The sequence below is a fragment of the Stenotrophomonas sp. YJH_SMC_130 genome, assembly GCF_059369035.1.
The window spans coordinates 42,528-65,704 of record NZ_JCAFSH010000013.1 but is presented as its reverse complement, the minus strand read 5'-3'; the positions used below and the strand labels follow the sequence as shown (position 1 = coordinate 65,704).

The window sequence follows — 23,177 nt, the reverse complement described above, 5'->3', positions numbered from 1 at the left end:
GGTGACCCCTGGCGGACAAGGCGGAGCAACTTTAATGGTGCCTGTCCCCGCCTGTGTTGAGGCGGGGTAGCAGCTTGCAATGGCGTTAGGGATTCTCGATGGGAGCCAGATCATTTGCCCCTATTGCTCGATGGAGGAGGGGGCTGGCTCGCTCCTATTGAGCCGACGCCTTGCCCGGGCCTTTGTATCTGCTCAGCCAATAGCTGTAAGGCGTGGGTAGCACGCTGGCTGGGAGCTCCTGGCCAAGCGCAATGGCCATTTGGTACGGATAGTGCGGATTGGATAGGTGGGCCCGCCCGATCATCACTAGGTCAACCTGACAGTCCGCTACAACGCGCTCGGCAGTCTGTGGATCATCGATGCACCAACCTGTGGCCACCGGAAGCCCAGTTTCATTAGCAAATCGCTCAGCAAGGGGTGCCAGGAACGCCTGTGTACCCCATGGGACGCGGCCACCAAGAGCACTGAAGCCAATGCTCACGTTGAGCAGATCAAGCCCCAACTCTCGCATTTCTTTGCCAATCTCAATGGAGTCGACCAGTGCTTGGCCATCGCGCGAGTTGTACTCCACAACTCCAAAGCGCGCGGTCAGCGGCAGATGCTCGGGCCAAACCTTACGGACGGCCGCCAATGTCTCCAGCAGGAAGCGTGCTCTGTTCTCCGCACTGCCACCGTAGCGATCCTCCCGCTTGTTGCTGTCGGGGCTGAAGAAGCTCTGCGCCAGATAGCCATGAGCGAAGTGAAGCTCCAGCCATTCAAATCCTGCAGCAAGCGCACGCTTGGCTGCAGCGACGAAATCCGCTTGAACGCGATGAATGTCCTCAACCGTCATCTCGTTGGGAACTCTATCGAGCGAGCCGCCAAAGGCGATCGGCGAGGGACCAAGGATCGCCCATCCTGCGGGATCATCGGCTGCGATGTGGTCATCGCCTTGCCATGGCCGATTTGCACTAGCCTTGCGCCCTGCGTGGCCGATCTGGATGCCAGCTACGGCACCGCCTTGCTTGATGGCAGAAGCGATGGCTGCCATTCCTGGAATTTGCTCATCACCCCACAGGCCAGCACATCCCGGGGTGATGCGTCCTTCCGGAGACACGGCGGTAGCCTCGACAATCACGAGCCCAGCGCCTCCGCGCGCAAGCGCGGCATAGTGGCTGAGATGCCAATCGTTGATACGGCCGTCCTCCGCACTGTACTGGCACATGGGCGGCACCGCGATACGATTCTTAAGAGTGACACCTTTGAGCTCGAATGGGCTAAACAGGGCAGACATAAACGGGGCTTTGGGGAGAGCAAGAGGAGCAAGCACGGGGATTTACTCCGGCTTAGGACGTTGACTTGGCGGCTCGAGCTGCTTCCACCAGGCCGTCCAGCCAATCCTGGTGACCATTGATCATTGGATTCGGCTTGGCCAGACGCAGGGCTTCTGCAGGCTGTCCCTTCTGCGTCTCCTGCGTGAGGATCCGCACTCGGCCACCATCAAGGTCTTCGACAATCCACGCATGATGAACGTCAAGTCGATCGGCAGACCCGGGCTCACCGGCCCAGCCATGCCAAGCGATCCGGCCCGGACCCTCGGAGGTAGGAGCCTCATGCTCGACGCATTGAGCCTCCACGGGGAAGCCAAAGGTTTCAAAGTAGAATCGATCCCCGTTTCGCAACAGAGGGCCGGCGCCATCGTGGAAGCGCACATTGGCTGAATTTCCGTAGTAGGTCGGCCACAGACGTGGCTCTTCAAGCAACGGCCAAACATCAGCTGCGGCAAGGCCGAGGACGATCAGCTCATTCGAGACAAAGTTTTCGGTGTAACCAGGAAGGTAGCCTTCCGGCCAACGAATGCCGTTCATTTTCATCATATGCTCCTTAGGGCTAGCGGCGCGGCTCGCCGATGAATCGTTAAAATTACGTTCGCCAGCTTCTAACTTGCAGACCTCTGACTTCTACAGCCGAGACACTTGCTCCGTACCGTCGTGTCTCAGTTTGGCGAGGACTGCCTGGCAGTCGAAAGCTGGCTGAGGGTGTGCGTGGAGCTAGACGTACGCGCCAGCTGAATACGTAAGCTCGTAGCTGTGGCTGTAGATCTCCAGGATGTTGCCCAGCGGATCCTCCATGTAAACCATCCGATAGGGCTTCTCCCCTGGGAAGTACTCTCGAACCGGCATTCGCTGCTTTCCACCAGCTGCCACAATCCGAGCGGCCAGGCCTTCAACGTCCGGATCCTGAATACAGAAGTGGAAGACGCCCGACTTCCAGTACTCGAAGTTGTTCGCGGGACGCTCGGCGTTATTGAACTGGAAGATTTCGACTCCAACCCGGTCACCAGTGGATAGATGTGCAATGCGGAAGCTGCCCCATCCAGGCCCAAACACATCCGTGCACATCACGCCAATTGCGCTTTCGTCTTCAGCAATCCTGGTCGGCGGCATGACGAGGTACCAGCCCAAGACTTCTGTATAGAAGGAAACCGCGGCATCGAGATCGGTAACAGACAGGCCGATGTGGGAGAAGGCGCGAGGGTAGGGAGGGGGTAGGGCAGGCACGGCACACCACTGAAGAGAGGGGTAGCCGCAAGATTAGACCCTGCAACTCAACCATGATCTGATCCATTTTTATCAGATTGATAAAATATTCTTATGCTGAATGAGCATTGGCTCCGATCCTTTCGGGCTATCGCAGAGGTCGGGAGCTTTACCAGGGCCGCAGGCCAGCTGCAGCTCACCCAGGCTGCGGTCAGTCAGCATGTACGTCATCTTGAGCAACAGCTGGGTGCCCTGTTTCTGCGCAGACCACGATTTATTGAGCTGACGCCGGCGGGAATGGCTCTATTGCAGTACTGCCAAGAGATGGATTCGGCCGATCGCCGGCTTCAAGCCAAGCTCGCGAGCGCGGACAGCGATCAGGGGGAGTTTGCGCTGATAACCCCCGGGAGTGTTGGCCTTGCTCTTTACCCGGTGTTGCTGGACTTCCAGCGCACCCATCCCGGCTTGATCATTCGTCATCGCTTCTCGCCGGACCCAGAAATCCTATCGGCGGTACTGGAGAAGAAGTACGAGGTGGGTCTACTTGCACTTCGGCCGGATGACCCTCGGCTGCGGGCTGAGCCCTTCACCGAGGAGGCGCTTGAGCTGGTAGTTCCGAGAGGTGCCTGCGCGGACAGCTGGGCGGATCTTCAAAAGTTGGGTTTCGTTGATCATCCAGATGGCCAGGCTATGGCCACCCGCCTTCTCGCCCGCAAGTTCCCAGGAAATCCAGGCGTACGCGCGCTTCCTATACACGGCTTCACCAATCAGGTTGCGCTCATCCTTGAGCCGGTATCGCTCGGGCTGGGATTCACTGTCATTCCGCGACACGCCCGTGAATCCTTCGCTCGGCAAGACGCAATTGAGGTGGTTGACTGTGGATCTCCGGTGGTTGACACCCTCTGGATGATCCATCGATCCGAATGGCCACTGTCTGGGCCAGCTAAATGGTTGACCCAACAGCTTCGAGGCCTGCCTCGATTCAGCGGGAGGAGGGCTCCACCTCTCGCTGGAGCGGACTGAGGCCCCTTCTATACTGGTCTGGGGTCCGGCCAGAGTGTCGCTTGAACATCTCACTGAAAGACGTTGAGTTTGCATAGCCCAGATCGTCTGCAATCTGCGTAATTGATCGGTCTGAACCCAAGGCATCAATTGCCCTCAGAAAACGAAGCCGACTGCGCCACTCTCCGAACCCCATCCCTAGCTCGCGCTTTGCCAAGCGCTCAAGTGATCGAACACTAATGTGGTGGCGCTCTGCGACCTCAAGTGCCGACGGAGAGTCCTGAAGGGAGGTCTCGGCATAGCTCAGAATCCGCTTTAGCACGTCACCGCTGGCCAGCGGCAGGAAGCTCGACATCACCGGCGCGGCCAGAATCAGGTCAAGGGCGACCGCGGAGAGTCGCCGGTCTTCTGGCTTAACGGCCTCGCCGATGTCACGACGGGCCAGTTCGTCCAAGATCTCCCTAAGCAACGAGCTAACCGCTAACGCAGTCGGAATGCTGGGCATCTGCGCCGACGCGCCGACCGAAAGGTATGCGGATCGATAAGCAACCGCACCACGGTTTCGGGATGAGTGGTGAACACCAGGCGGAATCCATATCGCATAGTGGGTAGGGGACACCATCCAGTCCTCGCCTACCTGTAACTCCATGACACCCTGCGCAACATAGTTGAACTGCCCCCACGGATGCACACGAGCATCCCAGTCGGAGGGAGGCAAAGTCCCTTGCCGAACGTAGATGTCTCCAGGGATGGAGCTGAACGAGGGGACGGGGTCCATTGCCATGTCGCATTCAAGATGAAGATTGGCGCAAATTATGGATGTAACGAAATTCCGCCAAGTCTACGCTACTGGCTGTTGATATCCAGTATCTGAGGATGCCATGTACTACCTGCTCCCCCTCCTGGCCTGCCTTCTCTGGGGCGCCAACACCATCGTTACAAAGCTCGCTGCAGGGACCGTCGGCCCGGTCGATATTAGCTTCTGGCGATGGCTTGCTGCGGCCATCATCTTGCTCCCATTCGCCCTGCCGCGCCTGAAGTCGAACCTAGCGGTCCTGAAAGCCAATTGGGCACGCTTCCTCGTGCTCGGTGCTTTGGGCGGTGTCATGTTCCAATGCCTGGCGTACTACGCCGCACATTTCACTTCTGCGACCAACATGGGCGTTATCCAGGCACTCATCCCGTTGATCGCTCTTGCCTTGTCGCGCATCTTCATGGGTCACGCAGTCCGCGGTGGCGCAGTGATTGGTTCGATCATCTCCTTGGTTGGGGTGATAGCGGTAGTGTCCCATGGTGACTTTGAAGCCTTGGTTTCCCATGGAATCAACAAAGGTGACGCCCTGATGCTGCTGGGCGCTTTGGCTTTTGCCACCTACAATTTGCTGATGCACAAGTGGCGCATTCCCGTAACGCTGATCGAATCCCTGTTTCTTCAAGCCATGTCTGCAACGATCCTGCTGCTACCTCTTTTCCTTGTCGCAGGCACTGGCGTCCAGGGTGGCGCAGCCATCGGCTGCATTGCATTCGCAGCAATCGGCGCTTCGATCATGGCACCGTTGGCATGGATGACCGGCCTGCATCGGCTGGGCTCTGCTCGCGTGGCCGGGTTCTTCAATCTCGTCCCGATCGTCACTGCATTGCTTGCGGTGGTGGTCCTCAAAGAGTCTCTGAGCACCTGGGTCGTGGGTGGCGGTTTGATGGCAGTATTTGGTGTGGTACTGGCGGAGTACGCAGCTCGCAAGAAGCCTGACGAGGTCATGGTCGTGGATGACACCTCGACCAAGCGCTGAAAGACAATTGCATAGCTGCAGTTCAAATGAAAACGGGCCGCTTGAGGCCCGTTCTCCTTGTTCGGGGAACGCTTCTTCGGCTAGCCAGGTTCAAAGGGCCCTCTCCTCAAGGTGAAGTTGCATCTAGACAGCGCTCTTCAGCTGAGTTGGGCACATGCCGGTTAGTCGGCGAAACATTGCAATAAAAGGGGAGGGGCCGCTATAGCCCAGCCGCTTGGCAACATCACCAACTTTGCAGTCGCTCTGGAGGAGAGGGAGGGACGCAGCAAGCTTCAGCCTCTGGCGCCACTCACAACATCCCAGGCCAGTAGCGGCAACCCAGCGTCTTGCAGGAGTCCGAGAGGATACGCCAGCAACTTCTGCCCATTGAACTAGTGACTGGCCACTTCCTGGATCGGCTTGTAGCGCATCGATGATGGGGGCTAACAAGCGCGAAAACGCCAAGAATGCGCGGCCAAAGCTTCTGTTCCGGTAACTCAGCGAATGACCGGGGATCACCCCAAAGCGGAAAGGCTAACAGTAGGAACCGGGGATGCTTCGCGGCCCAGCTGCGCATCTTGCGCTGCCGCCGCCAAGCGATAGCCTTTGCGTCTCGAAGCTTGTGTAGGGCGCAATCCTCCACGTCAGACAGTCGCGCCGAAAGGGTATAGGCCCCGCGACAAGCCCATCGGAGGCATTTAGGGGTTCGCTTTAGCGACCTGTGGAGCTGCTGTGGAGTGGGCCGGAGAAATGTCTTCACATCAACAACTGTAAAGACGTCGCTTCACCCGGATCTACACGAGGGTTCAGACCCCACGGTTCCACAAAACAGCCTAAAGTTTCGACCCGGCACGCCGAGGCCGATCTACGTCACGGATTTCCGGCAGGGCGTGCCCCTTCCATCCGGTTGGCCGTCTGTCACTGGCGTGTGCGCCTGGTCCCGACCGGCCGGCAAGAAGCGCGAACCTACCGCTACACCCTAAGGGGCTTTAGTCTTTGATTCGCTTCTCAAAGTTTGTGATCAACTTGCCCAGCGAAAGGCCTGTCAGGCGGGCGATATCTCTCAGCTCCACCACATCAACCCTTCTCTTGCCTGTTTCGACGTCGCTGATGAATGACTGGCTGCGGCCCAGCATGCTGGACACCTGGGCCTGGGTCAGACCGGCAGCTAGCCGCGCCTCGCGAACAGCCTCAATGAGGGCAGCGTACTCTTTTCGATGGATGGACTTCGACACGACCGCGCCTTGGCTGAGCGGCCTAGAAAGCTATATCCAGTTCTCCGATATCTAAAAACCAGATATTCTGTCTTCTTCATTGACAGGGGGACGCATGAGCGAACAGCCATACCGCTTCATCACCGCGGCCAGAAGCAGAGCAACACTGATCCTGGCAGCATCAGCACTGCTAGCTGCCTGCAGCGGTCCGACAGACAAGAAGATGGTTACGAATGGAACCCAGCAGCAATACCGGCAGTCAATTGACGCTATCGACGCGGAACTCAATGCCCACGAAAGAGCGGCCTTCAACTGGGCAGTCGCTGGGATGAACCTTGAAGAGGGTCGGCAGGGAATCATTACGTACAGGGCCAAAAGCTGCCTAAGCGACTGAATTTCAAAGTTGATTGCTCGTCTCTCGATCAGGTTCTCCCCATCTATGGGGTCTGTTCAAGCACCTTGGCTGTGTAGCTCAGCGGCGCCACTTCCCTTTCAAGATCCAGGTGGTAGTCGCCGAAGCGATTGATGTGGCTGGTCCGATAAGGCGACAGGCCGGCCAGGATCTCGGGCGTCAGTTCAATCCCCTCCTTCCTCATCTCGGCCAAGGTCCGGCTCATGCCTTCCACGTTGTGGAGGATGATCATGTTGGCCACCAGCTGGCTGTACTTGATGATCTTGCGCTGCTCGTGTTGGACGTTCTCAGCAATGATCCCCTGGCTGCCAAAGAACACCCATTTCACGAAGCCGTTGTATTCCTCGCTCTTGTTGGTGGCAGCATGGATCGTTTTGCGGATCTCATTGTCATCAATGTAGCGCAGCAAGAACAGCGTTCGAACGGCCTTGCCAAGTTCCCGGAAGGCGAAGTACAGCTTGTTCTTCCGGCTGTAGGTGCCCAGCCGGCGCAGGATCGAGGACGCGGTGATCTTGCCCAATCGGATTGAGATCACCACCCGCAGCATGTCGTGGAGATGGGTGGCGATCAGTTGCCAGTCGATGCTGTCCCCGAACAGTGCCTGGATGTTCTTATAAGCCCTACCCGGTTCGGGCCGAAAGAATGTCAGGTCCTTGATGTTCCGGATCCGGGGCATCAGCTGGATGCCCAGCATGTGGGCCAGGCCGAAGACCGGATAGCTTTGGGCCTGCGTGTCGCCATGGACGATCTCAGGCTGGATGTCGGAAGTGTTGGCCAACAGACCGTCGAGGATGTAGATGCCCTCGTGCACGCCACAGGGAATGAAGTGGCTGAACGGCGCTACGTATTTGTCGGACACGTGGCAGTAGCCGATGCCACCGTAGCCGCCGTAGCGGATGTGATACTCCGACAGCAGGTTGTCCTCGTAGACGCTCCACTTCGTGCCATCAGCTGATGCGCTCTTGCCGCTGCCCCAATAGCCAGGCAGGTCGAATCTGTTGTAGGTATTGATGACCTCCACGATGGCCTTCTCAAGCACATCCTCGGTCACGTATTTCAGGTTGAGCCAAGCGACTTGGCGCCGGCTGAAGCCCTTGATCGACCGCGCCGTCTGCGTCGGCCCCAGGTTGCAGCCATAGCAGAATAGCGTGGTGATCACACGTCGGGGCAGATCTTCGACCTGGCTCTCGGTGCCGGCGATCGGGCGGAAGAAACGGTGCAGATCCAGCCATTGGCTGGCATCGATCAGGACATCGACGATGCTGGATTCTGGAAGCCGTTCGGCGATGAGGCGATCCACCGTGGTAATCGCGCTGGAGACTTCGGCGCGTTGCCCCTTCCGCAGCACCAGGCGCCCATCCAGGATGTCCGCATGTACGTTCTCCGGGAAACGCGCGTCGACCTCATCGGCCAGGGAGGTCAGTTGTGCACGTAATCCCGCCACGAAAGACTCGGCGTCGGTGGGCAGGCCTGACACCTGGCCGTAGGCTTCCAGTTCCTGGGCCAAGGTGGCTTCATCGACCAGCTGCTCACGGTAGTCATCAAACCGTTCGCTGCTGGGAATGAAGAGATCTCCGGACTTCAGTTCGTCCTTGACCTGCACCAGCACGGCCAGCTCGAAGTACTTACGGTGCATCCAGCCGGCGCCGGCTGCACTGGCCCGCTTGCCGAACACGTGCTGACACCAGAGCTTGGACATCCAGTCAAAGTCCTTTTCCGGGTCCAAACCGAGGGAGGCGACCTCGATCAGCTCACGGCGCTGGTTGCGCAGCGAGAGCACCGCTGCGATCAGCGGCTCCATGCCGGCGTCGTGGCTGGTCGCCCGAAGTTTCATCAGCTCCAGCCCATTGAACAGCAGCGGCCTGACCGCGCCATAGGGCTGCAGCATGAAAGGCAGGTAGTTCTTCCCGGCGTAGGCCATATGTTCTTCGCATTCGGCCAGCAAGGTCGACACTTCCGCTTCCAGGCTGTTGTCGATGGCATCCACGCGCTGACTATCGCTGCCGTCTAGCTGATAGGCCTGCAGGATTTCCTTGAGCTGGCCGATGAGGAAGTCGGCCCGTTTGGCATGTTCGAGCTGGTAGGCCAGCAATTTCTGCTGGGCCGTGTTCTCCAGCCCGCGCACCTGCTTGATGAACAACTCGGCTGCATCATCCAGTGTCTTGGCATGCTGGGCGCGAATGAAGATGGTGGCCAGCGCATAGCGCTTGTCCGGAGCCAGTTCGGCCAGCTCGCTGGCGTCATAGGCCCGAGCCATTGCACGGAACTGCTTGAGCTTGGGCACCGGCACATCGATGGGAGGCAGCTGGTCGGCCAACTGCTGCAGCATGCGGATGTGCTGCAGGTAGAACCGAACTTCCTTGTTGGTGGGCCGGCCGGGCTCGCGCTTGAGTGATTGCCAGCCGGTGAACCTGGACCCTTCCGGTGCGCGCAGCAGTTCGTCGATGAGCGTGCGCGTGGCAGGCGTCAGCGCGTGGCTGATGCTGCGGTAGTAGCCCAGATTGACCCGCTCACGGGCGCCGATGGCGGCCAGCTCCAGAGTGCGGAAACCGGGCAGTTCGTAGCGATGGTGCACCAGCTCTTCGAGCAGGACGTTCACGATGTCCGGGATGGTGTGCTTGGTCTGGGCTGCTCCGGTGGCCACTGTGTCCAGCCAAGCCAAGCCCGATTTATCCAGGGGACGTACCCCGATGAATTGCCGAAGCTGCGGCATATGCCGGCGCTGGCTGCCGGAAGCGTCGTAGCGTTCGAGCTGGTCGGTGTCCAATACGCGCCCGAGTCGGGCGGCCTTGGCGATGTGCTTCCGGATCCGCTCGGGTACGTCGGCCAACAGCGTGAAGTAGCCCAAGCGTTGGAAGAGCTTGAGATGAATCAGTACCGCCAGCTGCGGACCCGGCTGGGTGGTCAGCTGCTTGGCGAATGCAATCTCAGCGGCGGTCGGGGTATAGATCTCCTCCAGTTCCTTGGCGGTGGGATCAGGCTTCAGTCGCGGGTAGGCGGTCTCGTGAAGGGTAGCCATTGGATCCGGAGGGTGTGAGGGGGATCAGTCCCAGTGCCGGCCGTCGTCTGTACTGAGCGACGCTTCCAGGAAGCACTGGTGCGTATCGGCCATGCGGTGCATGTCATCGAGCAACGTGGCCAGGATTTCATCCAGATCCCTTTCGGGATCGGTGGGAGCAGTCAACTGGTACTCGCTGCTGGCGGTGTTCAGGCGCACAGCCTGGAACGGGGCCAAGCAGATCTCTTCAATTCGGCCTCGGGCCTTGGCCGCGCCGCGGCCCGTGCGGGCAAACGGGGTCAGCACCATGCGCAGGCGCAGCTGCAGGGCCGATTTGCCCTCCGGCGCCGGCAGTGCCATCGCCGGTACCGGCACGGTTGGACTGGGCAGGCTTGCTTCAATGCGGTCCCGGGCAAACGGGTCACGCCCGTCCAGGTAACGCATGGCCGACTGCACATCGCGCCAGCCCACGTACTCCATCAAGGCCTTCATGTCCCAGCCTTGGTCGTTGGCCCAGCTGGCAAAGCCGCGGCGCAACGAATGGCTGCTGTGGAGCCCCGCATCGGCAAAGCCTGCACTGGTCAGCAACTCGCGCAGCAGGCGCACCAAGCTGTTGGGATGCAGGCCTTCGGCGCTCACCTGGCCCCATTGGTTGACTGCCCGAAACACCGGCCCTTCTTGCAGGTCGGCCGCCTGCAGCCACGCCTGGGTCGCCTCCACCGGACATAACCGCGACAGCGCCGGCACCTTGTAGGTGACGCCGGCTGCTTGGCGATCACCCTTGCTGCGTGGCAAGAAGCAGGTCATCCCCTGTCCCGGCACCAGCGTGAGATGGGCCACGTCCAGACGCAGCAGTTCATCGCCACGGAATCCCCGCCAGAACCCGAGCAGCACCAGCGCTCGGTCTCGTTGATGGCGCAGCGCCGCCGGCCCATCGCCCCGGGCATGTGCCGCAGCGATCGCCGCGGCCAGCCAGTCATCGAGCTCGACCAGCCGCCGAATCTGGAGCGGCGCGGCTTGCTTGACCTGGCCCGGGTGCAGGGTCTGGATGCCTTTGAGCACCTTGCGCACCAGCGGCGATCGGGTCGGGTCGACAAAGCCGTGGTCGCGGTGCCAAGAGGCGATGGCCGCCAGACGTTGGCGGAGGGTGCTGGTCGCCAAGGTCTGCGCATAAGCGGCCAGGTACCGGGCCACGCTGTCAGGTGTCGCTGGGAGGTGGCCTTGCCATTCAACCTCGAAGTGCCGCAGCGCCGACGCATAGCTGCGCACCGTGTTCTGGCGCGTGGCCGCATCGAGGTAGCGGTCCAGTTCGGTCACTGGCGCGTGGCCTCCACCGAGGTCGTCTGGCGCAGCGTCGACAGGATGGTGCATTCCGCCCGCTGCCCGCCATGGCAACTGGCAATCACCCGTTCCAGCTCGCTGGCCATGCGCTGCAGGTCGGCCATGCGGGCGCGCACGTCGGCCAGATGGCTGCGGGCCAACCGGTCCACGTCCCCGCACGAAAGCTCCTCATCGCCGGCCAGCTGCAGCAGGCTGCGGACCTCCTCCAGGCTGAAGCCCAGGTCCCGGCCACGCGCAATGAAGCGCAGCCGCTCGATGTCGGCCGGGCCATAGACCCGGTAGCCGTTGCCCGTGCGCCCCGGGCGCGGCAGCAACCCGATCCGCTCGTAATAGCGAATCGTCTCCAAGTGGCATCCGCTGGCGTCGGCAGCCTCACTGATTTTCATTCGTAGTACGCTTGACTCCGTAGTAGCTACGGACTTTACGCTGAACCCGTATCCGCCGCCACTCCGGCCGCGGCGCTGCATGTGACGACCATGCCACTGCCCATCGCCTTGATTCGCTACTGCCTGATTGCCTTGCTGATCGGCTGGGTTCTGCCCGCTTCTGCTCAGGCGGAGCCTGCCGCAGCAGACCTGCGCCAAACCTGGCAGATGCTCGATTACATCGCGGTCGACTACCCCGGCGCGGTCCAGGCCGGTCGCGTAATTGCCCCCAACGAATACGCCGAAATGAGCGAGTTTGCCGGCGCCGTGCGCAGTCAGCTGGCAGCATTGCCCAGTGGCCAGAACCAGCAGGAGCTGACGGCCCAGGCCGACCGCCTGGTCCAGGCGGTGGCAGAGAAGGCCGACCCGGCGCAAGTGGCAACGTTGGCGCGCGGGCTCGGCACGACGCTGTTGGCCCGCTACCCGATCGGCGCTGTTCCGGCGAGCGCGCCGAAGACCTCCCAGGCCGCGTCCATCTACAGCCAGCAGTGCGCGGCCTGTCACGGCCCCACAGGTCACGGTGATGGCCCCGCCGCGCAAGCGTTAAGTCCGCCGCCGATCGCGTTCACCGATGCCACTCGCGCCGCGCAGCGAACGCCGCTGTCGTTGTACGAGGTCATTTCCCAGGGTGTGCCGGGTACCGGCATGGTCAGCTTCTCTGGGCTGTCAGAAAGTGATCGCTGGGCGTTGGCATTCTATGTGGGCAGCTTGGGGTACTCCTCGCAAGCCAAGGCTCAAGGTGAGGCGTTATGGCGCACCAGTGCCGAGGCCCATACGCACATTCCCTCGCTCGAAGCGCTGACACGCACGCGAGAGGCCGATCTTGCCACCACGATGCCCGCCGATCAGGCAAACGCGATCATCGCCTACCTGCGTTCGCAGCCACAGGTAGTAAACGAAGCGGTACCAGGAGCCGATCGCTTTGCGGTGGCGCGGCAGCGACTGGCCGCCAGCCAGCGCGCTTACGCTGATGAGGACCTGGCTCAAGCCAAAAAGCTTGCGCTCTCGTCCTATCTGGATGGTGTAGAGCCGCTTGAACCCACGCTGGCCACGCGCAATCCGTCATTGCTGCGAGAGATCGAGACGGCCATGGCTGGCTACCGCGCGCAGCTGGATCAGCATGCGCCCGCGGCTGACGTTGCCGGGCAGGCAGCGCAAATTGCCCAGCTGTTTGATCGCGCGGACGTGGCGCTGCAGGACACCCGAATAGGCGCCAGCACCGCGTTTCTAGGCAGCTTTACCATCTTGGTACGCGAAGGACTGGAAGCGCTGCTGATCGTGATTGGTATCGTGGCGTTCTTGCGTAAAGCCGAGCGGTCTGATGTGTTGCCGTATGTGCATGCGGGTTGGATCTGCGCGTTGTTGGCAGGCGCAGCTACCTGGGCGGTGGCCACTTACTTTGTTGATATCAGCGGTGCGAACCGGGAAGTCACTGAGGGCGTCTCGGCCTTGTTCGCTGCCGCTGTCCTGCTCAGCGTAGGCATCTGGATGCACCAAAAGAGCCTTGCAGGGCGGTGGCAGGAGTACCTGCACGCCAAGCTGACGACTGCGCTGACACGGCGCTCGGCTGTTTTCCTGTTCATGCTGGCCTTTGTCGCGGTGTACCGCGAGGTGTTTGAGACGATCTTGTTCTACATCGCGATGTGGAGCGATCAGGCGTCCACCGCCATCCTCGCAGGCCTGGCGGCGGGAATCGCGGTGTTGGCTGCGGTGGCGTACTGGATGCTGCGCATGAGCAGGCGGCTGCCGATTGGCCGGTTCTTTTCGATCAGCTCGATTCTCATCGCGGTGATGGCGGTCATCCTGATCGGTAAAGGCGTGGCCGCGTTGCAGGAAGCGGGCTGGATCTCTCAAACACCGCTCGCGTTGCCGCGCATCGAGTGGATCGGCCTGTATCCCACCTGGCAGTCGCTGCTGGCGCAGGTATTGGTAGGCACCGCCGCCATCGTGGGGTTCCTCGCCAATGCCCGTTCCGGTGTGCGTAGACAGCCAGGCGCAAACAAGCAATGAAACAACACAGCAGAGGACCAAGACATGAGTGATTGCGGGTGCCACCACGAAGCCAAGAACAAGGAGGAGCGACGCATCCTCTGGATCGCCTTGGTCCTGAATGCAGCGATGGCCGTGATCGGCGGCATTGCCGGCTGGATTGCCCATTCCACCGGGCTGCTGGCTGACGCGCTGGACATGCTGTCTGACGCCACCGCCTATGCCATTGGCCTGGTCGCTATCGGGCGCACGGCGCGCTTCAAGGCCAACGCCGCGTGGGTCAGTGGCAGCGTGCTGCTGGTGCTGGGCGTAGGCGTGCTGGTCGAAGTCGGCCGCCGGGTGATGTACGGCGCCGAGCCGGTCAGCGGTTGGATGATCGGTACCGCTCTGGTCTCGCTGGCCGTGAACCTGAAGGTGCTCCGTATGCTCGCCCCCTTGAAGTCTGGCGAAGTGCATCTGCGAGCGACCTGGCTGTTTACCCGCGCCGATGTGGTGGCCAACGTTGGGGTGATTCTGGCCGGCCTGTTGGTGTGGTGGCTGGCCAGCCCCTACCCGGATTTCGTGATCGGCGCCCTGATCGGCCTGTATGTGATCAAGGAGGCTTTCGAGATCTTGGGTGATGCTCGCCGGGCGCGTGCCGACGCGCGCAAAACGCCTGCATGACAGCGCTTGGCCGGCTGAGCTGTGGCCTGCGCTGGCTGCTGCTGGCGCACTTGGCCGTGGGCCTTGTGACGCAGCCGGTGCTGGCAGTGGTTGGCGAGCTCCATGCTCAAACCCATCTGGCCGCGGCCGACCATGACCCGGCAGTGGCATCACCAGCTTCCGAGCGTGGCGTAGACGCCGCGCTGCACCGGCTACAGCAGCTGGTGCTGTGCTGTAGCCAGGCCGCGCCGGCTCCAGAAATAGTGTTGGCCATTGCTCATATCGGCCGGCATTGGCCGTCGGCGACAGCCCATGCGGACAGATATCGGCATGAGCACCTGCTCGCGCCGTTCCGGCCGCCGATCGCAGGGTGATGCGCGCCGGCGTGCGCCGGATCCCTGTTGGCTATCGAAAATTCTGGAGTACTTCATGCATGTGCGATTGGCGGCCCTGGCCGCGTGGCTACTGTTGAGCGCGGCGGCAACGCCGGCGACAGCAGAAGAGCTGATGACCTTGGACGACGCGTTTGCACGCGTGGCCCAAACCCACCCCGAGCTGCGCCTGGTCGATGCGCGAGCCACGGTGCTCGCTGCCGAGCGCGACCAGGCCGTGCAGCGGCCACCGTGGACGTTGGGGGCGGAGGTTGAAAATGCGCTGGGCACGGGCGCGGCCCGTGGCCTGGACAGCGCGGAGTTGACCTTGAGCCTGAGCTCGGTCCTGGAGCGCGGCGGCAAGCTCGACGCCCGCCGCACCTTGGCCCAAAGCCGGATTGATGCACTGGCCGTGCAGCGCGAGACCAGGCGGCTGGACCTGCTCGCCGAGACGGCGCAGCGCTATTTGGCCGTTGTCGGTGCCGACCGGCAACGCAGCCTGACGAACATGGATGTCGGCCAGCGCCAGCGGACCGTCGCCGCTGCCCGGCAGCGCCTGCAGGCTGGCGCGTCTCCCGAATCGGTGATGCTCACCGCACAAGCAGCACTGGCGAGAGCAGAGTTGACCCGTGATCGGGCCGAGCAGCAGCGCATTGCCGCCCGGCAGCACCTTGCTGCCCTCTGGGGCGAACGTGCTCCGAGCTTCGAGGTGGCCGCGGCGGATCCCATGACCCTGCCGGCGATCGCGTCCATGCAGTCGCTGGCCGAGGAATTGGAGCGCACTCCCGAGTTGGCGCAGTTTGCCGATGCCCGCCGGATCGCGCAGGCACGACTGCAGCTGGCGCGTTCGGCGGCCTCGCCGGACTTGTCGTGGCAGCTGGGCGTGCGCCGCCTGCAGGAGACTGACGACACCGCGCTGGTGGCCAGCCTGTCCATGCCACTGGGCAGCCGCAGCCGCGCGCAGCCGGAGATCCGCGCCGGCGAAGCCGAGCTGGAGGTTCTGACGATCGAGCGCGAGGCCAAGGGCCTGTCGCTGTATTCCACGCTGGTCGAAGCCCATGGTCGCTACACCGTGGCGCAGGCCGAGGTGGCACGGCTGCAAGGCGAGGTGCTGCCGAAGTTGGCCCGGGCTGAGAAGGCCGCCGAGCGCGCCTATCGCGCCGGCGCGATCAGCTACCTGGAATGGGCACAGCTGCAGTCCGAACGCACGGCCATGGCCCAGCAGCAGCTGGACGTGGCGCTCGATGCGCAGCGCGCCCTGATCGAAATTCAACGCCTGACCGGCCAAGCGCTTGTCGCGCCGCCGGCGGCTGCTTCCACCGGAGAGACCCCATGAATCGCTTTTCTTGGACCGCACTGGGCATGGCCCTGATGATGCTGGCCGCCTGCAACGCGTCGGCCCCCAACGAAGCGTCCGAAGGCGGCGCCGCCGCTGAGGGCGAAGAGCACGGCGAGCACGAGGAAGCGCCGCTGGAAACCAAGATTGCCGCCAAAGCTGCGCAGGCAGCGGGTATCCAGGTCGCACCGGCAGGCCCCGGTGAGATTGCTGACGAGCATGAGGTGCAAGGGCTGTTGACCCCGATTGACGGTCGCATCGCGCAGGTCACGGCACGCTTCCCCGGACCGGTCCGCTCCGTGCGTGCGGGCGTGGGTGATCAGGTACGGGCCGGCCAGGCACTGGCCACGGTAGAGAGCAACCTGAGCCTGACCACCTATACCGTCACCGCGCCGATCAGTGGCGTGGTCATGGCGCGCGCGGCCGCCGTAGGCATGGCCGCCGCTGAGGGCGCGCCGCTGTTTGAGGTCGCCGACCTGTCCACGCTGTGGGTGGACCTGCACATCTTCGGCGCCGACGCCCAGCACATCGGTGCTGGCGTGCCGGTGACGGTTACCCGCTTGAGCGATGGCGTCACCGCACAGACCACCTTGGAGCGCGTCCTGCCCGGCACCGCCACCGCCAGCCAAAGCACCATTGCGCGCGGCACGGTGGCCAACACCGATGGCCTGTGGCGGCCGGGGTCGGCGGTCAAGGCGCGGGTCACCGTGGATCGCCAATCGGCAGCGTTGGTGGTGCCGATCACGGCGCTGCAGACCGCAGAAGACCAGGACGTGGTCTACGTGCAGCAGGGCGAAACCTACCACACCCGGCCGGTGAAGCTGGGGCGCCGCGACGCCGAACGCGCCGAAGTGCTGGAAGGCCTCAAGGCCGGTGAACAGGTGGTGGTGGCCCAAAGCTTCCTGATCAAGGCCGACATCGAAAAGTCCACCGTGGAAGAAGAATGAGGCCCGCCATGCTCGAACGCCTCATTGGGCTGTCCATCCGCCATCGCTGGCTGACGCTAGTGCTCACCGCTGCGCTGGTTGCGCTGGGCGTGTGGAGCTACCGTCACCTTTCCATTGACGCCACACCCGACATCACCAACGTCCAGGTCCAGATCAACACCCAGGCCCCGGGTTACTCGCCGCTGGAGGCCGAACAACGGGTCACCTTTGCCATCGAAACGGCCATGGCCGGTCTGCCCAAGCTGGACTACAGCCGCTCGCTGTCGCGCTACGGGCTTTCGCAGGTCACCGTCGTCTTCAAGGACGGCACCGACCTGTACTTTGCCCGCCAGCAGGTCGCCGAGCGCCTGCAGCAGATCGCCTCCCAGCTTCCCGAAGGGTTGGACCCGGAAATGGGGCCGATCTCCACCGGGTTGGGCGAGATCTTCATGTACACCGTGGAGGCCGAGCCCAACGCTCGCAAGCCCGACGGCACCCCGTACACGGCCACGGACCTGCGCACCCTGCAGGACTGGGTGATCCGGCCGCAGCTGCGCACCACGCCCGGCGTCACCGAGGTCAACACCATCGGCGGCTTCGAGCGGCAGATCCACATCACTCCCGATCCAGCTCAGTTGGTGGCGCTGGGCTTCACGTTGAACGACGTGGTCGCCGCGGTCATGCGCAACAACCAGAACATCGGCGCCGGCTACATCGAGCGCAACGGACAGCAGTTCCTGGTGCGCGTGCCGGGCCAGCTAGCCAATCTGGAGGCAATCGGCAACATCGTGCTGGACCGGCGCGATGGCGTGCCCATTCGGGTGCGCGACGTCGCTAGCGTGGGCGAAGGCAAGGAGCTGCGCACGGGCGCGGCCACCCAGAATGGCCACGAGGTCGTGGTCGGTACCGCCTTCATGTTGTTCGGCGCCAACAGCCGGGAAGTCTCCCAGGCGGCCGCGGCCAAGCTGGATGCCGCCAACGCCAGCCTGCCTGCCGGCGTCCATGCCAAGGCCGTCTATGACCGCACCGCGCTGGTGGATCGCACCATCGGCACGGTGTCCAAGAACCTGATCGAGGGCGCGCTGCTGGTGGTGGTGGTGCTGTTCCTGCTGCTGGGCAATGTGCGCGCCTCGTTGATCACCGCGGCGGTGATCCCGTTGGCGATGCTGTTCACCATCATCGGCATGGTGCGTGGCGGCGTGTCGGGCAACCTGATGAGCCTGGGCGCGCTGGACTTCGGCCTGATCGTGGACGGGGCGGTGATCATCATCGAGAACTGTCTGCGCCGGTTCGGCGAGGCGCAGCACGCGCTAGGCCGCCAGCTCAACGATGAAGAGCGCTATGACCTGACCGCCTCGGCCACCGCCGAGGTGATCCGTCCCAGCCTGTTTGGCCTGGGCATCATCGCCGCGGTCTACCTGCCGATCTTCTCGCTGTCCGGGGTAGAAGGAAAAATGTTCCACCCGATGGCGATCACGGTGGTGCTGGCCCTGACCGGCGCCATGGTGTTGTCGCTGACCTTCGTGCCGGCGGCGATCGCCAGCTTCCTGCGCGGCCGTGTGGCTGAGCACGACAACCGCCTGATGCGCTGGTCGCGTGCCCGTTATACGCCGCTGCTGGATTGGGCCCTGCGTCGGCGCGTGGTGGTGCTGGCCGGCGCGGCCGTGCTGGTGGTGGGCTGTGGCGTGCTGGCCACCCGCTTGGGTTCGGAGTTCGTGCCGAGCCTGGATGAGGGCGACATCACCTTGCAGCCCATGCGTATTCCCGGCACCAGCTTGGAGCAGTCGGTGGCCATGCAGGAAACGCTGGAGAAGCGCCTGGCCCAGTTCCCGGAGGTGGCCAACATCTTCTCAAAGATCGGCACCGCCGAGGTGGCCACCGATCCTATGCCGCCGTCGATGGCCGACACCTTCCTGATGCTCAAGCCCCGCGACCAGTGGCCCGACCCGCGCAAGCCCAAGGCCGAGCTGGTGGAAGAGCTGGAGGCGGCGGCCAAGGAAATCCCGGGCAGCAACTACGAGTTCACCCAGCCCATCCAGATGCGCACCAACGAGTTGATCTCCGGCGTCCGTTCGGACGTGGCGGTCAAGGTCTACGGCGACAACCTTGACCAGTTGACGCGCCTGGCCAGCCGGGTCGAGCGGGTCATGCGTAGCGTCCCCGGCGCCGAAGACGTCAAGGCCGAGCAGGTCTCCGGCCTGCCGCTGCTGACCATCACGCCAGATCCGGCGGCATTGGCACGGTATGGCCTGAACCCGGGCGATGTGCAGGAAACGGTGGCCACCGCCATTGGGGGCAGTGTTGCCGGCCAGTTGATCGAGGGCGACCGCCGCTTCGACCTGGTCGTGCGCCTGCCCGAAGCGCAGCGCCAAGACCCCGCTGTGCTGGCAGATCTGCCCATTCCGCTGCCGGCAAGCACCAGTGTCGATGAGTCCAGCCGTCTGGCCGCCGGCGCCAATGGGGGGCCTCGCACGGTGCCGCTGCGGGAAGTGGCGAAGATCCAGGTAGAGCGCGGGCCCAATCAGATCAACCGCGAGAACGGCAAGCGCCGCGTGGTGATCACCGCCAACGTGCGCGAGCGCGATCTGGGCGGGTTCGTCGGCGAGTTGCGCACACGCATCGGCCAGGATGTCGCGCTTCCAGAGGGCTACTGGATCGATTACGGCGGCACCTTCGAGCAGCTGATCTCGGCCACCCAACGCCTGGGCGTGGTCGTTCCGGTGACACTGGCGTTGATCTTCGCTCTGCTATTCATGGCCTTCGGCTCGGCCAAGGATGCGGCCATTGTGTTCAGTGGCGTGCCGCTGGCGCTGACCGGCGGTGTGCTGGCACTGGCTCTGCGCGGGATTCCGTTGTCGATCTCTGCCGGCGTGGGCTTCATCGCGCTGTCGGGCGTGGCCGTACTCAACGGGCTGGTCATGATCGCCTTCATCCGCCGTCTGCGCGAACAGGGCGATCCGCTAGACGACGCTGTGCGCGACGGCGCCCTTGGACGCCTGCGACCGGTGTTGATGACCGCCCTGGTAGCCTCGCTGGGCTTCCTACCCATGGCCTTGAATGTCGGTGCTGGCTCGGAAGTGCAGCGGCCGCTGGCCACTGTCGTCATCGGCGGCATCGTCTCATCCACCGCATTGACCTTGTTGGTGCTGCCGGTGCTCTATCGTTGGCTGCATCGCGACCGAGCTCCCCGCGCCGGTAGCACTGCTTTGGAGTCCCCATGAACGAGCTCAACCTGGAACAGGTCCGTGCGGCGATGTTTACCGACCCGGGCGTGAAAGCGGTGGACGACCTGCGCCTGGTCGCCGGTGAGCATGGCCGTGCGATCGCGGCCACCATCACGGTCGCGGCGCCCTCGGTCGACCTGGACCTGGTGCATGCTGTGATTGCCCAGGTCCTGGCCGATCAATTCGGCATCGATCAGATCATGCTGTGTTTCAACGACCCGGGCCCGGTACCGCCGCCGCCCACCGCGGCGCCGTTAAAGAAGATGTGATCGCAGCCCCTGGCTCTATGCGTCTGCGCTGGCAGGCGCATAGAGCTGATGACCCGGCAACGCGCACGCGCCGGCATACACAAAGGCCACGCTTTGCCGCGCCCGGGTGAAGGCCACGTAGTATTTCGGCGGCGCGGTGATACGCGCTGCATCGGCCGTGCGCAGGTACTGCGTCAACGGCCCGTTCGGAAAGATGAGGACCCGACTGTAGGTGCGGCCCTTGCACTGCCCAAAGTTCACCGCCGGCAGTCCGTCGCACGCCTGCCGCCGGTCATGCCGGAGCACGGTGGGGGCGAACTCCTGCATGTACGCGGCCACATCCCCTGGAGCGACGAGGTAGATGCCATCGTGTCCGGTGACCTCGCCATTGCCTGATTGGGTCCGCGGCATCTGCGGATAGAGCGTGTCAGCCATATCGCACAGGGCCTGGACGCAGCGCAGACTGGTGAGGCGGTGATCCAGCCGGCATAAGCCGTCGGCCTCCCAAATCTGAAACAGCGCTGCCAGATTCGGACCACGGTATTGGCTGTACCTTTGCGCATAGTTGGTCGCATACGTGGCTTGGCGCGTATCGCCTACCAACGTGATGGCAATCTCGCTCTTCAACAGCCGTTCGACCAGATCCAGATCAAAGCCGGCCAGATCCTGGACTTCGTCGATGTAGAGCTCGTCGTACATCGCCGCCAATCGCGCCACGACCTGGCCTTGGGTCAGCTCATCGCAGCGCACAGCGAAATCGGCCGCTCGGTCCGAATACATCCGGTTGCCCGCCAGGTAGTGGCGCGCCACCTGGGTGCGTGGGGCGCGGTTGTTGGTGACACCTTCTACGAACAGGATGGTCTCGATGCGAGGCTCAGGGCAAAGCGCAGCCTGGTACGGGCGAATGCACTGGCGCAGCAGAAAGCCATACCAGCTGTGCAAGGTGACATGCGCGGGGACCGCGCCTGCGTGGGCCTCAAACGAGCGCCGGATCTCTTCCAGGTTTTCCAGCGTGTAGGTGACAATCGCGATGCGGCGCTCAGGTCGCTCCAAGGCCTGCCGGACCAGCAACGTGGTCTTGCCCGAGCCGGCTGCCGAGAGCAGGACCCGGTTAGGTGATGGCACGCTGGACATAGTCCGGGAACCTGATCGAGTGCGGGCTATTGAAAATCGCCAAGGCCGTATCGGTCTTATGGCCCTTCATGTACTTGAGCAGCGCCACCTCATCGGCAAAGGCCTTGCCCAGCACGGTATTGAGTTCGGCCAGCGAGTTGGCTTTGATCAGCTGCTCTTCCAGCGAAGGGGCGCTCTCGTCGGAATCGTAATAGATCGCGTTGATGTGCTCGGCATAGCGCTCTTGCACAACTGCGATATCACCGTCGTTGTCGGTGATCACCTTGGCCTGAATCCTCAGTCGATCGGCAATCTGCAAGAAGCGTTTGAATGCCAACGACTTGACCGAAATGATGTCTACGCCGTGAGCCATCGGCGCCACGCCGTGATGGTCACTGTAGGCACGCTGCACGATCAGTTCGTCGGAAGGGCCTTCCACCAGGATCGCCTGCTTGGCCAGGATCAACCGCAGCGTGTCGTGGCCCGGCAGCTTCATGAAATAGTCGTGGGTATCGCTGGGCAGCTGGTCCAGCTTCATCTGGCCTTGCGCGCTGAACAGGATCACGTTGTCCACGCCCAGCTTGTTCAACACGAAGCTGCTGTGGGTGGCGATGATCACCTGCTGGGCGGTGGAGAGGGCCGCAATCTTGTCGATCAGCTGGGTCATGCTGGAATAGGACAGATGGTTCTCCGGCTCCTCGATCAGCAGCACGTGAGCCGCGCCGGCCGCGTGCATCGCCAGCTTCATCTTCACCGCGCTTTGCTCGCCCTTGCCGGCCTGGGTGAACGGGAGCTCATCCAGGTAGGGTGACAGGCTGGTTTCCCACGTTGAGCGCGGCGATGTGTCCACGCCTACCGTCAATGCCCTGTGGCTGATGTCCCCGGTGTGCTCGGTCAAGTAGGCATTGATCGCTGCCACATCCGCTTCTTCGGAAAAGCTCTGCCGCATGCGGCGGAAGCTCAGCGACAGCGAGACGCGCTGCGCAGGCGTCAGTGCCTGCTCGATGATGCCGGCGATATAGCGATCGGCACCGGACAAGGTCTTGATGCCGTGCGTGTCGATGATGGTCGAGTCGAACGGAATACTACGGGCGGTGACGCCATTGTTGGCGAAGGAGTACCAGCGCACCGTGTAGTACTCCACCGGCAGGCTGACCGCGCCCTGGTGCTGCTGCAGGTAGGCGTTGAACTCCTCGCGGTAGTCGTCGTTGAGCTCGACCAGCAGCCGGATGCCGGCGGTATCCAGACGCAGGGAGTTGTTGGTGCCGCGTAACGACGCCAGCGCGGCGTCGGCGCCCAGATAGGCTTCGATGGAGATCCGTGGCGGCGAGGCCGGCGTGCCCGTGGCAAGCGCTCCCAAGTACTCCTGCACCGTGGGCTGGTGGAACAGGTAGGGCGTGAGCTCGTAGGCAAGATTGCGCCCATGCAGCTGGCCGGTGACCACCGCGTGGATGGCCTCCAGCAGGGTGGATTTACCGACCTCGTTGTCGCCCACCACCAGGTTCATGTGGGCATTGAGGGGCAGGTCCAGATGGCGAAACGACTTGAAGTTGTCGATGACGATACGTTCGATCGGCATGCACAGTCCTATGATGGCCAACGGGCTCGGTGGCGGAGCCTGCCTGCACCCTGGCTGGCCTCCTTTCCG

The 23,177-nt window shown here is 62.8% G+C and carries 21 protein-coding genes; 10 read left to right on the top strand and 11 right to left on the bottom strand.

The genetic code is table 11. The annotated features are described in order from the left end of the window. Positions 1–154: 154 nt before the first annotated feature. The 3 genes from AC5P5V_RS14265 to AC5P5V_RS14255 form a co-directional block, all read right to left on the bottom strand. The gene (locus tag AC5P5V_RS14265; RefSeq protein ID WP_049402762.1) at positions 155–1,273 is read right to left on the bottom strand and encodes an NADH:flavin oxidoreductase/NADH oxidase; all 1,119 of its coding nucleotides are present in this window, start codon (positions 1,271–1,273) and stop codon (positions 155–157) included. Positions 1,274–1,325: 52 nt separating this feature from the next. Further along, a complete protein-coding gene (locus tag AC5P5V_RS14260) occupies positions 1,326–1,853 on the bottom strand; it encodes an SRPBCC family protein (protein ID WP_223224789.1) in 528 nt (175 codons plus the stop codon). A 177-nt stretch (positions 1,854–2,030) separates the two neighbouring features. Continuing rightward, positions 2,031–2,540, bottom strand: a complete 510-nt coding sequence (locus tag AC5P5V_RS14255) for a lactoylglutathione lyase family protein (RefSeq protein WP_033836000.1) — start codon at positions 2,538–2,540, stop codon at positions 2,031–2,033. 93 nt (positions 2,541–2,633) lie between these two features. Between AC5P5V_RS14255 and AC5P5V_RS14250 the strand changes: the two genes are divergently transcribed. After that, positions 2,634–3,542 carry a LysR family transcriptional regulator gene (locus AC5P5V_RS14250; protein WP_033835999.1) on the top strand — a complete coding sequence of 303 codons (909 nt, stop codon included), beginning with the start codon at positions 2,634–2,636 and terminating at the stop codon, positions 3,540–3,542. Here the strand turns inward: AC5P5V_RS14250 and AC5P5V_RS14245 are convergent. Continuing rightward, positions 3,502–4,305, bottom strand: coding sequence for an AraC family transcriptional regulator (locus AC5P5V_RS14245; RefSeq protein WP_043033503.1), 804 nt, complete (start codon positions 4,303–4,305; stop codon positions 3,502–3,504). The genes AC5P5V_RS14250 and AC5P5V_RS14245 overlap by 41 nt on opposite strands. Positions 4,306–4,402: 97 nt before the next feature. Here AC5P5V_RS14245 and AC5P5V_RS14240 point away from each other — a divergent pair, with 97 nt between their 5' ends. Continuing rightward, positions 4,403–5,311: a DMT family transporter gene (locus AC5P5V_RS14240; RefSeq protein ID WP_043033504.1), complete on the top strand. Its 909-nt coding sequence runs from the start codon at positions 4,403–4,405 to the stop codon at positions 5,309–5,311. 123 nt (positions 5,312–5,434) lie between these two features. Here the strand turns inward: AC5P5V_RS14240 and AC5P5V_RS14235 are convergent, their stop codons facing one another. Both AC5P5V_RS14235 and AC5P5V_RS14230 read right to left on the bottom strand, forming a co-directional pair. Further along, positions 5,435–5,809, bottom strand: coding sequence for a helix-turn-helix domain-containing protein (locus AC5P5V_RS14235; RefSeq protein ID WP_080334755.1), 375 nt, complete (start codon positions 5,807–5,809; stop codon positions 5,435–5,437). Between the two features lie 470 nt (positions 5,810–6,279). Beyond that, positions 6,280–6,525 carry a helix-turn-helix domain-containing protein gene (locus tag AC5P5V_RS14230; RefSeq protein ID WP_043033505.1) on the bottom strand — a complete coding sequence of 82 codons (246 nt, stop codon included), beginning with the start codon at positions 6,523–6,525 and terminating at the stop codon, positions 6,280–6,282. 94 nt (positions 6,526–6,619) lie between these two features. Here AC5P5V_RS14230 and AC5P5V_RS14225 point away from each other — a divergent pair, with 94 nt between their 5' ends. Then, a complete protein-coding gene (locus AC5P5V_RS14225) occupies positions 6,620–6,898 on the top strand; it encodes a hypothetical protein (RefSeq protein WP_033835997.1) in 279 nt (92 codons plus the stop codon). A gap of 43 nt (positions 6,899–6,941) precedes the next feature. Here the strand turns inward: AC5P5V_RS14225 and AC5P5V_RS14220 are convergent, their stop codons facing one another. From AC5P5V_RS14220 to AC5P5V_RS14210, 3 genes are read right to left on the bottom strand one after another with little or no spacing between them, the layout of a single operon-like run. Next, the gene (locus AC5P5V_RS14220; RefSeq protein ID WP_043033507.1) at positions 6,942–9,935 is read right to left on the bottom strand and encodes a Tn3 family transposase; all 2,994 of its coding nucleotides are present in this window, start codon (positions 9,933–9,935) and stop codon (positions 6,942–6,944) included. 24 nt (positions 9,936–9,959) lie between these two features. Next, complete coding sequence (locus AC5P5V_RS14215) at positions 9,960–11,231, bottom strand: site-specific integrase (protein ID WP_005413373.1); 1,272 nt, start codon at positions 11,229–11,231, stop codon at positions 9,960–9,962. Continuing rightward, positions 11,228–11,641, bottom strand: coding sequence for a MerR family transcriptional regulator (locus AC5P5V_RS14210; RefSeq protein ID WP_012480230.1), 414 nt, complete (start codon positions 11,639–11,641; stop codon positions 11,228–11,230). Before AC5P5V_RS14210 ends, AC5P5V_RS14215 begins: the two co-directional genes overlap by 4 nt. Before the next feature lie 90 nt (positions 11,642–11,731). Here AC5P5V_RS14210 and AC5P5V_RS14205 point away from each other — a divergent pair, with 90 nt between their 5' ends. Genes AC5P5V_RS14205 through AC5P5V_RS14175 form a run of 7 tightly spaced genes read left to right on the top strand, consistent with a single transcriptional unit; the run spans position 11,732 to position 20,437 of the window. Then, positions 11,732–13,690: a cytochrome c/FTR1 family iron permease gene (locus AC5P5V_RS14205; protein WP_043033508.1), complete on the top strand. Its 1,959-nt coding sequence runs from the start codon at positions 11,732–11,734 to the stop codon at positions 13,688–13,690. Between the two features lie 24 nt (positions 13,691–13,714). Further along, positions 13,715–14,332 carry a cation efflux transmembrane domain-containing protein gene (locus AC5P5V_RS14200; protein WP_005413376.1) on the top strand — a complete coding sequence of 206 codons (618 nt, stop codon included), beginning with the start codon at positions 13,715–13,717 and terminating at the stop codon, positions 14,330–14,332. Continuing rightward, the gene (locus AC5P5V_RS14195) at positions 14,329–14,685 is read left to right on the top strand and encodes a hypothetical protein (RefSeq protein ID WP_012480228.1); all 357 of its coding nucleotides are present in this window, start codon (positions 14,329–14,331) and stop codon (positions 14,683–14,685) included. Before AC5P5V_RS14200 ends, AC5P5V_RS14195 begins: the two co-directional genes overlap by 4 nt. Positions 14,686–14,740: 55 nt before the next feature. Beyond that, positions 14,741–16,018, top strand: coding sequence for a TolC family protein (locus tag AC5P5V_RS14190; protein WP_043033510.1), 1,278 nt, complete (start codon positions 14,741–14,743; stop codon positions 16,016–16,018). After that, positions 16,015–16,965, top strand: coding sequence for an efflux RND transporter periplasmic adaptor subunit (locus tag AC5P5V_RS14185; protein ID WP_134967680.1), 951 nt, complete (start codon positions 16,015–16,017; stop codon positions 16,963–16,965). The genes AC5P5V_RS14190 and AC5P5V_RS14185 overlap by 4 nt, the downstream gene beginning before the upstream one ends. Before the next feature lie 8 nt (positions 16,966–16,973). After that, positions 16,974–20,165 carry an efflux RND transporter permease subunit gene (locus AC5P5V_RS14180; RefSeq protein ID WP_049402758.1) on the top strand — a complete coding sequence of 1,064 codons (3,192 nt, stop codon included), beginning with the start codon at positions 16,974–16,976 and terminating at the stop codon, positions 20,163–20,165. Next, positions 20,162–20,437, top strand: a complete 276-nt coding sequence (locus AC5P5V_RS14175; RefSeq protein ID WP_019184735.1) for a hypothetical protein — start codon at positions 20,162–20,164, stop codon at positions 20,435–20,437. The genes AC5P5V_RS14180 and AC5P5V_RS14175 overlap by 4 nt, the downstream gene beginning before the upstream one ends. Before the next feature lie 15 nt (positions 20,438–20,452). Here the strand turns inward: AC5P5V_RS14175 and AC5P5V_RS14170 are convergent, their stop codons facing one another. Beyond that, complete coding sequence (locus AC5P5V_RS14170) at positions 20,453–21,550, bottom strand: UvrD-helicase domain-containing protein (RefSeq protein WP_043033512.1); 1,098 nt, start codon at positions 21,548–21,550, stop codon at positions 20,453–20,455. Next, positions 21,528–23,108, bottom strand: coding sequence for an ATP-dependent nuclease (locus AC5P5V_RS14165; protein WP_026070029.1), 1,581 nt, complete (start codon positions 23,106–23,108; stop codon positions 21,528–21,530). Before AC5P5V_RS14165 ends, AC5P5V_RS14170 begins: the two co-directional genes overlap by 23 nt. Positions 23,109–23,177: the final 69 nt, after the last annotated feature.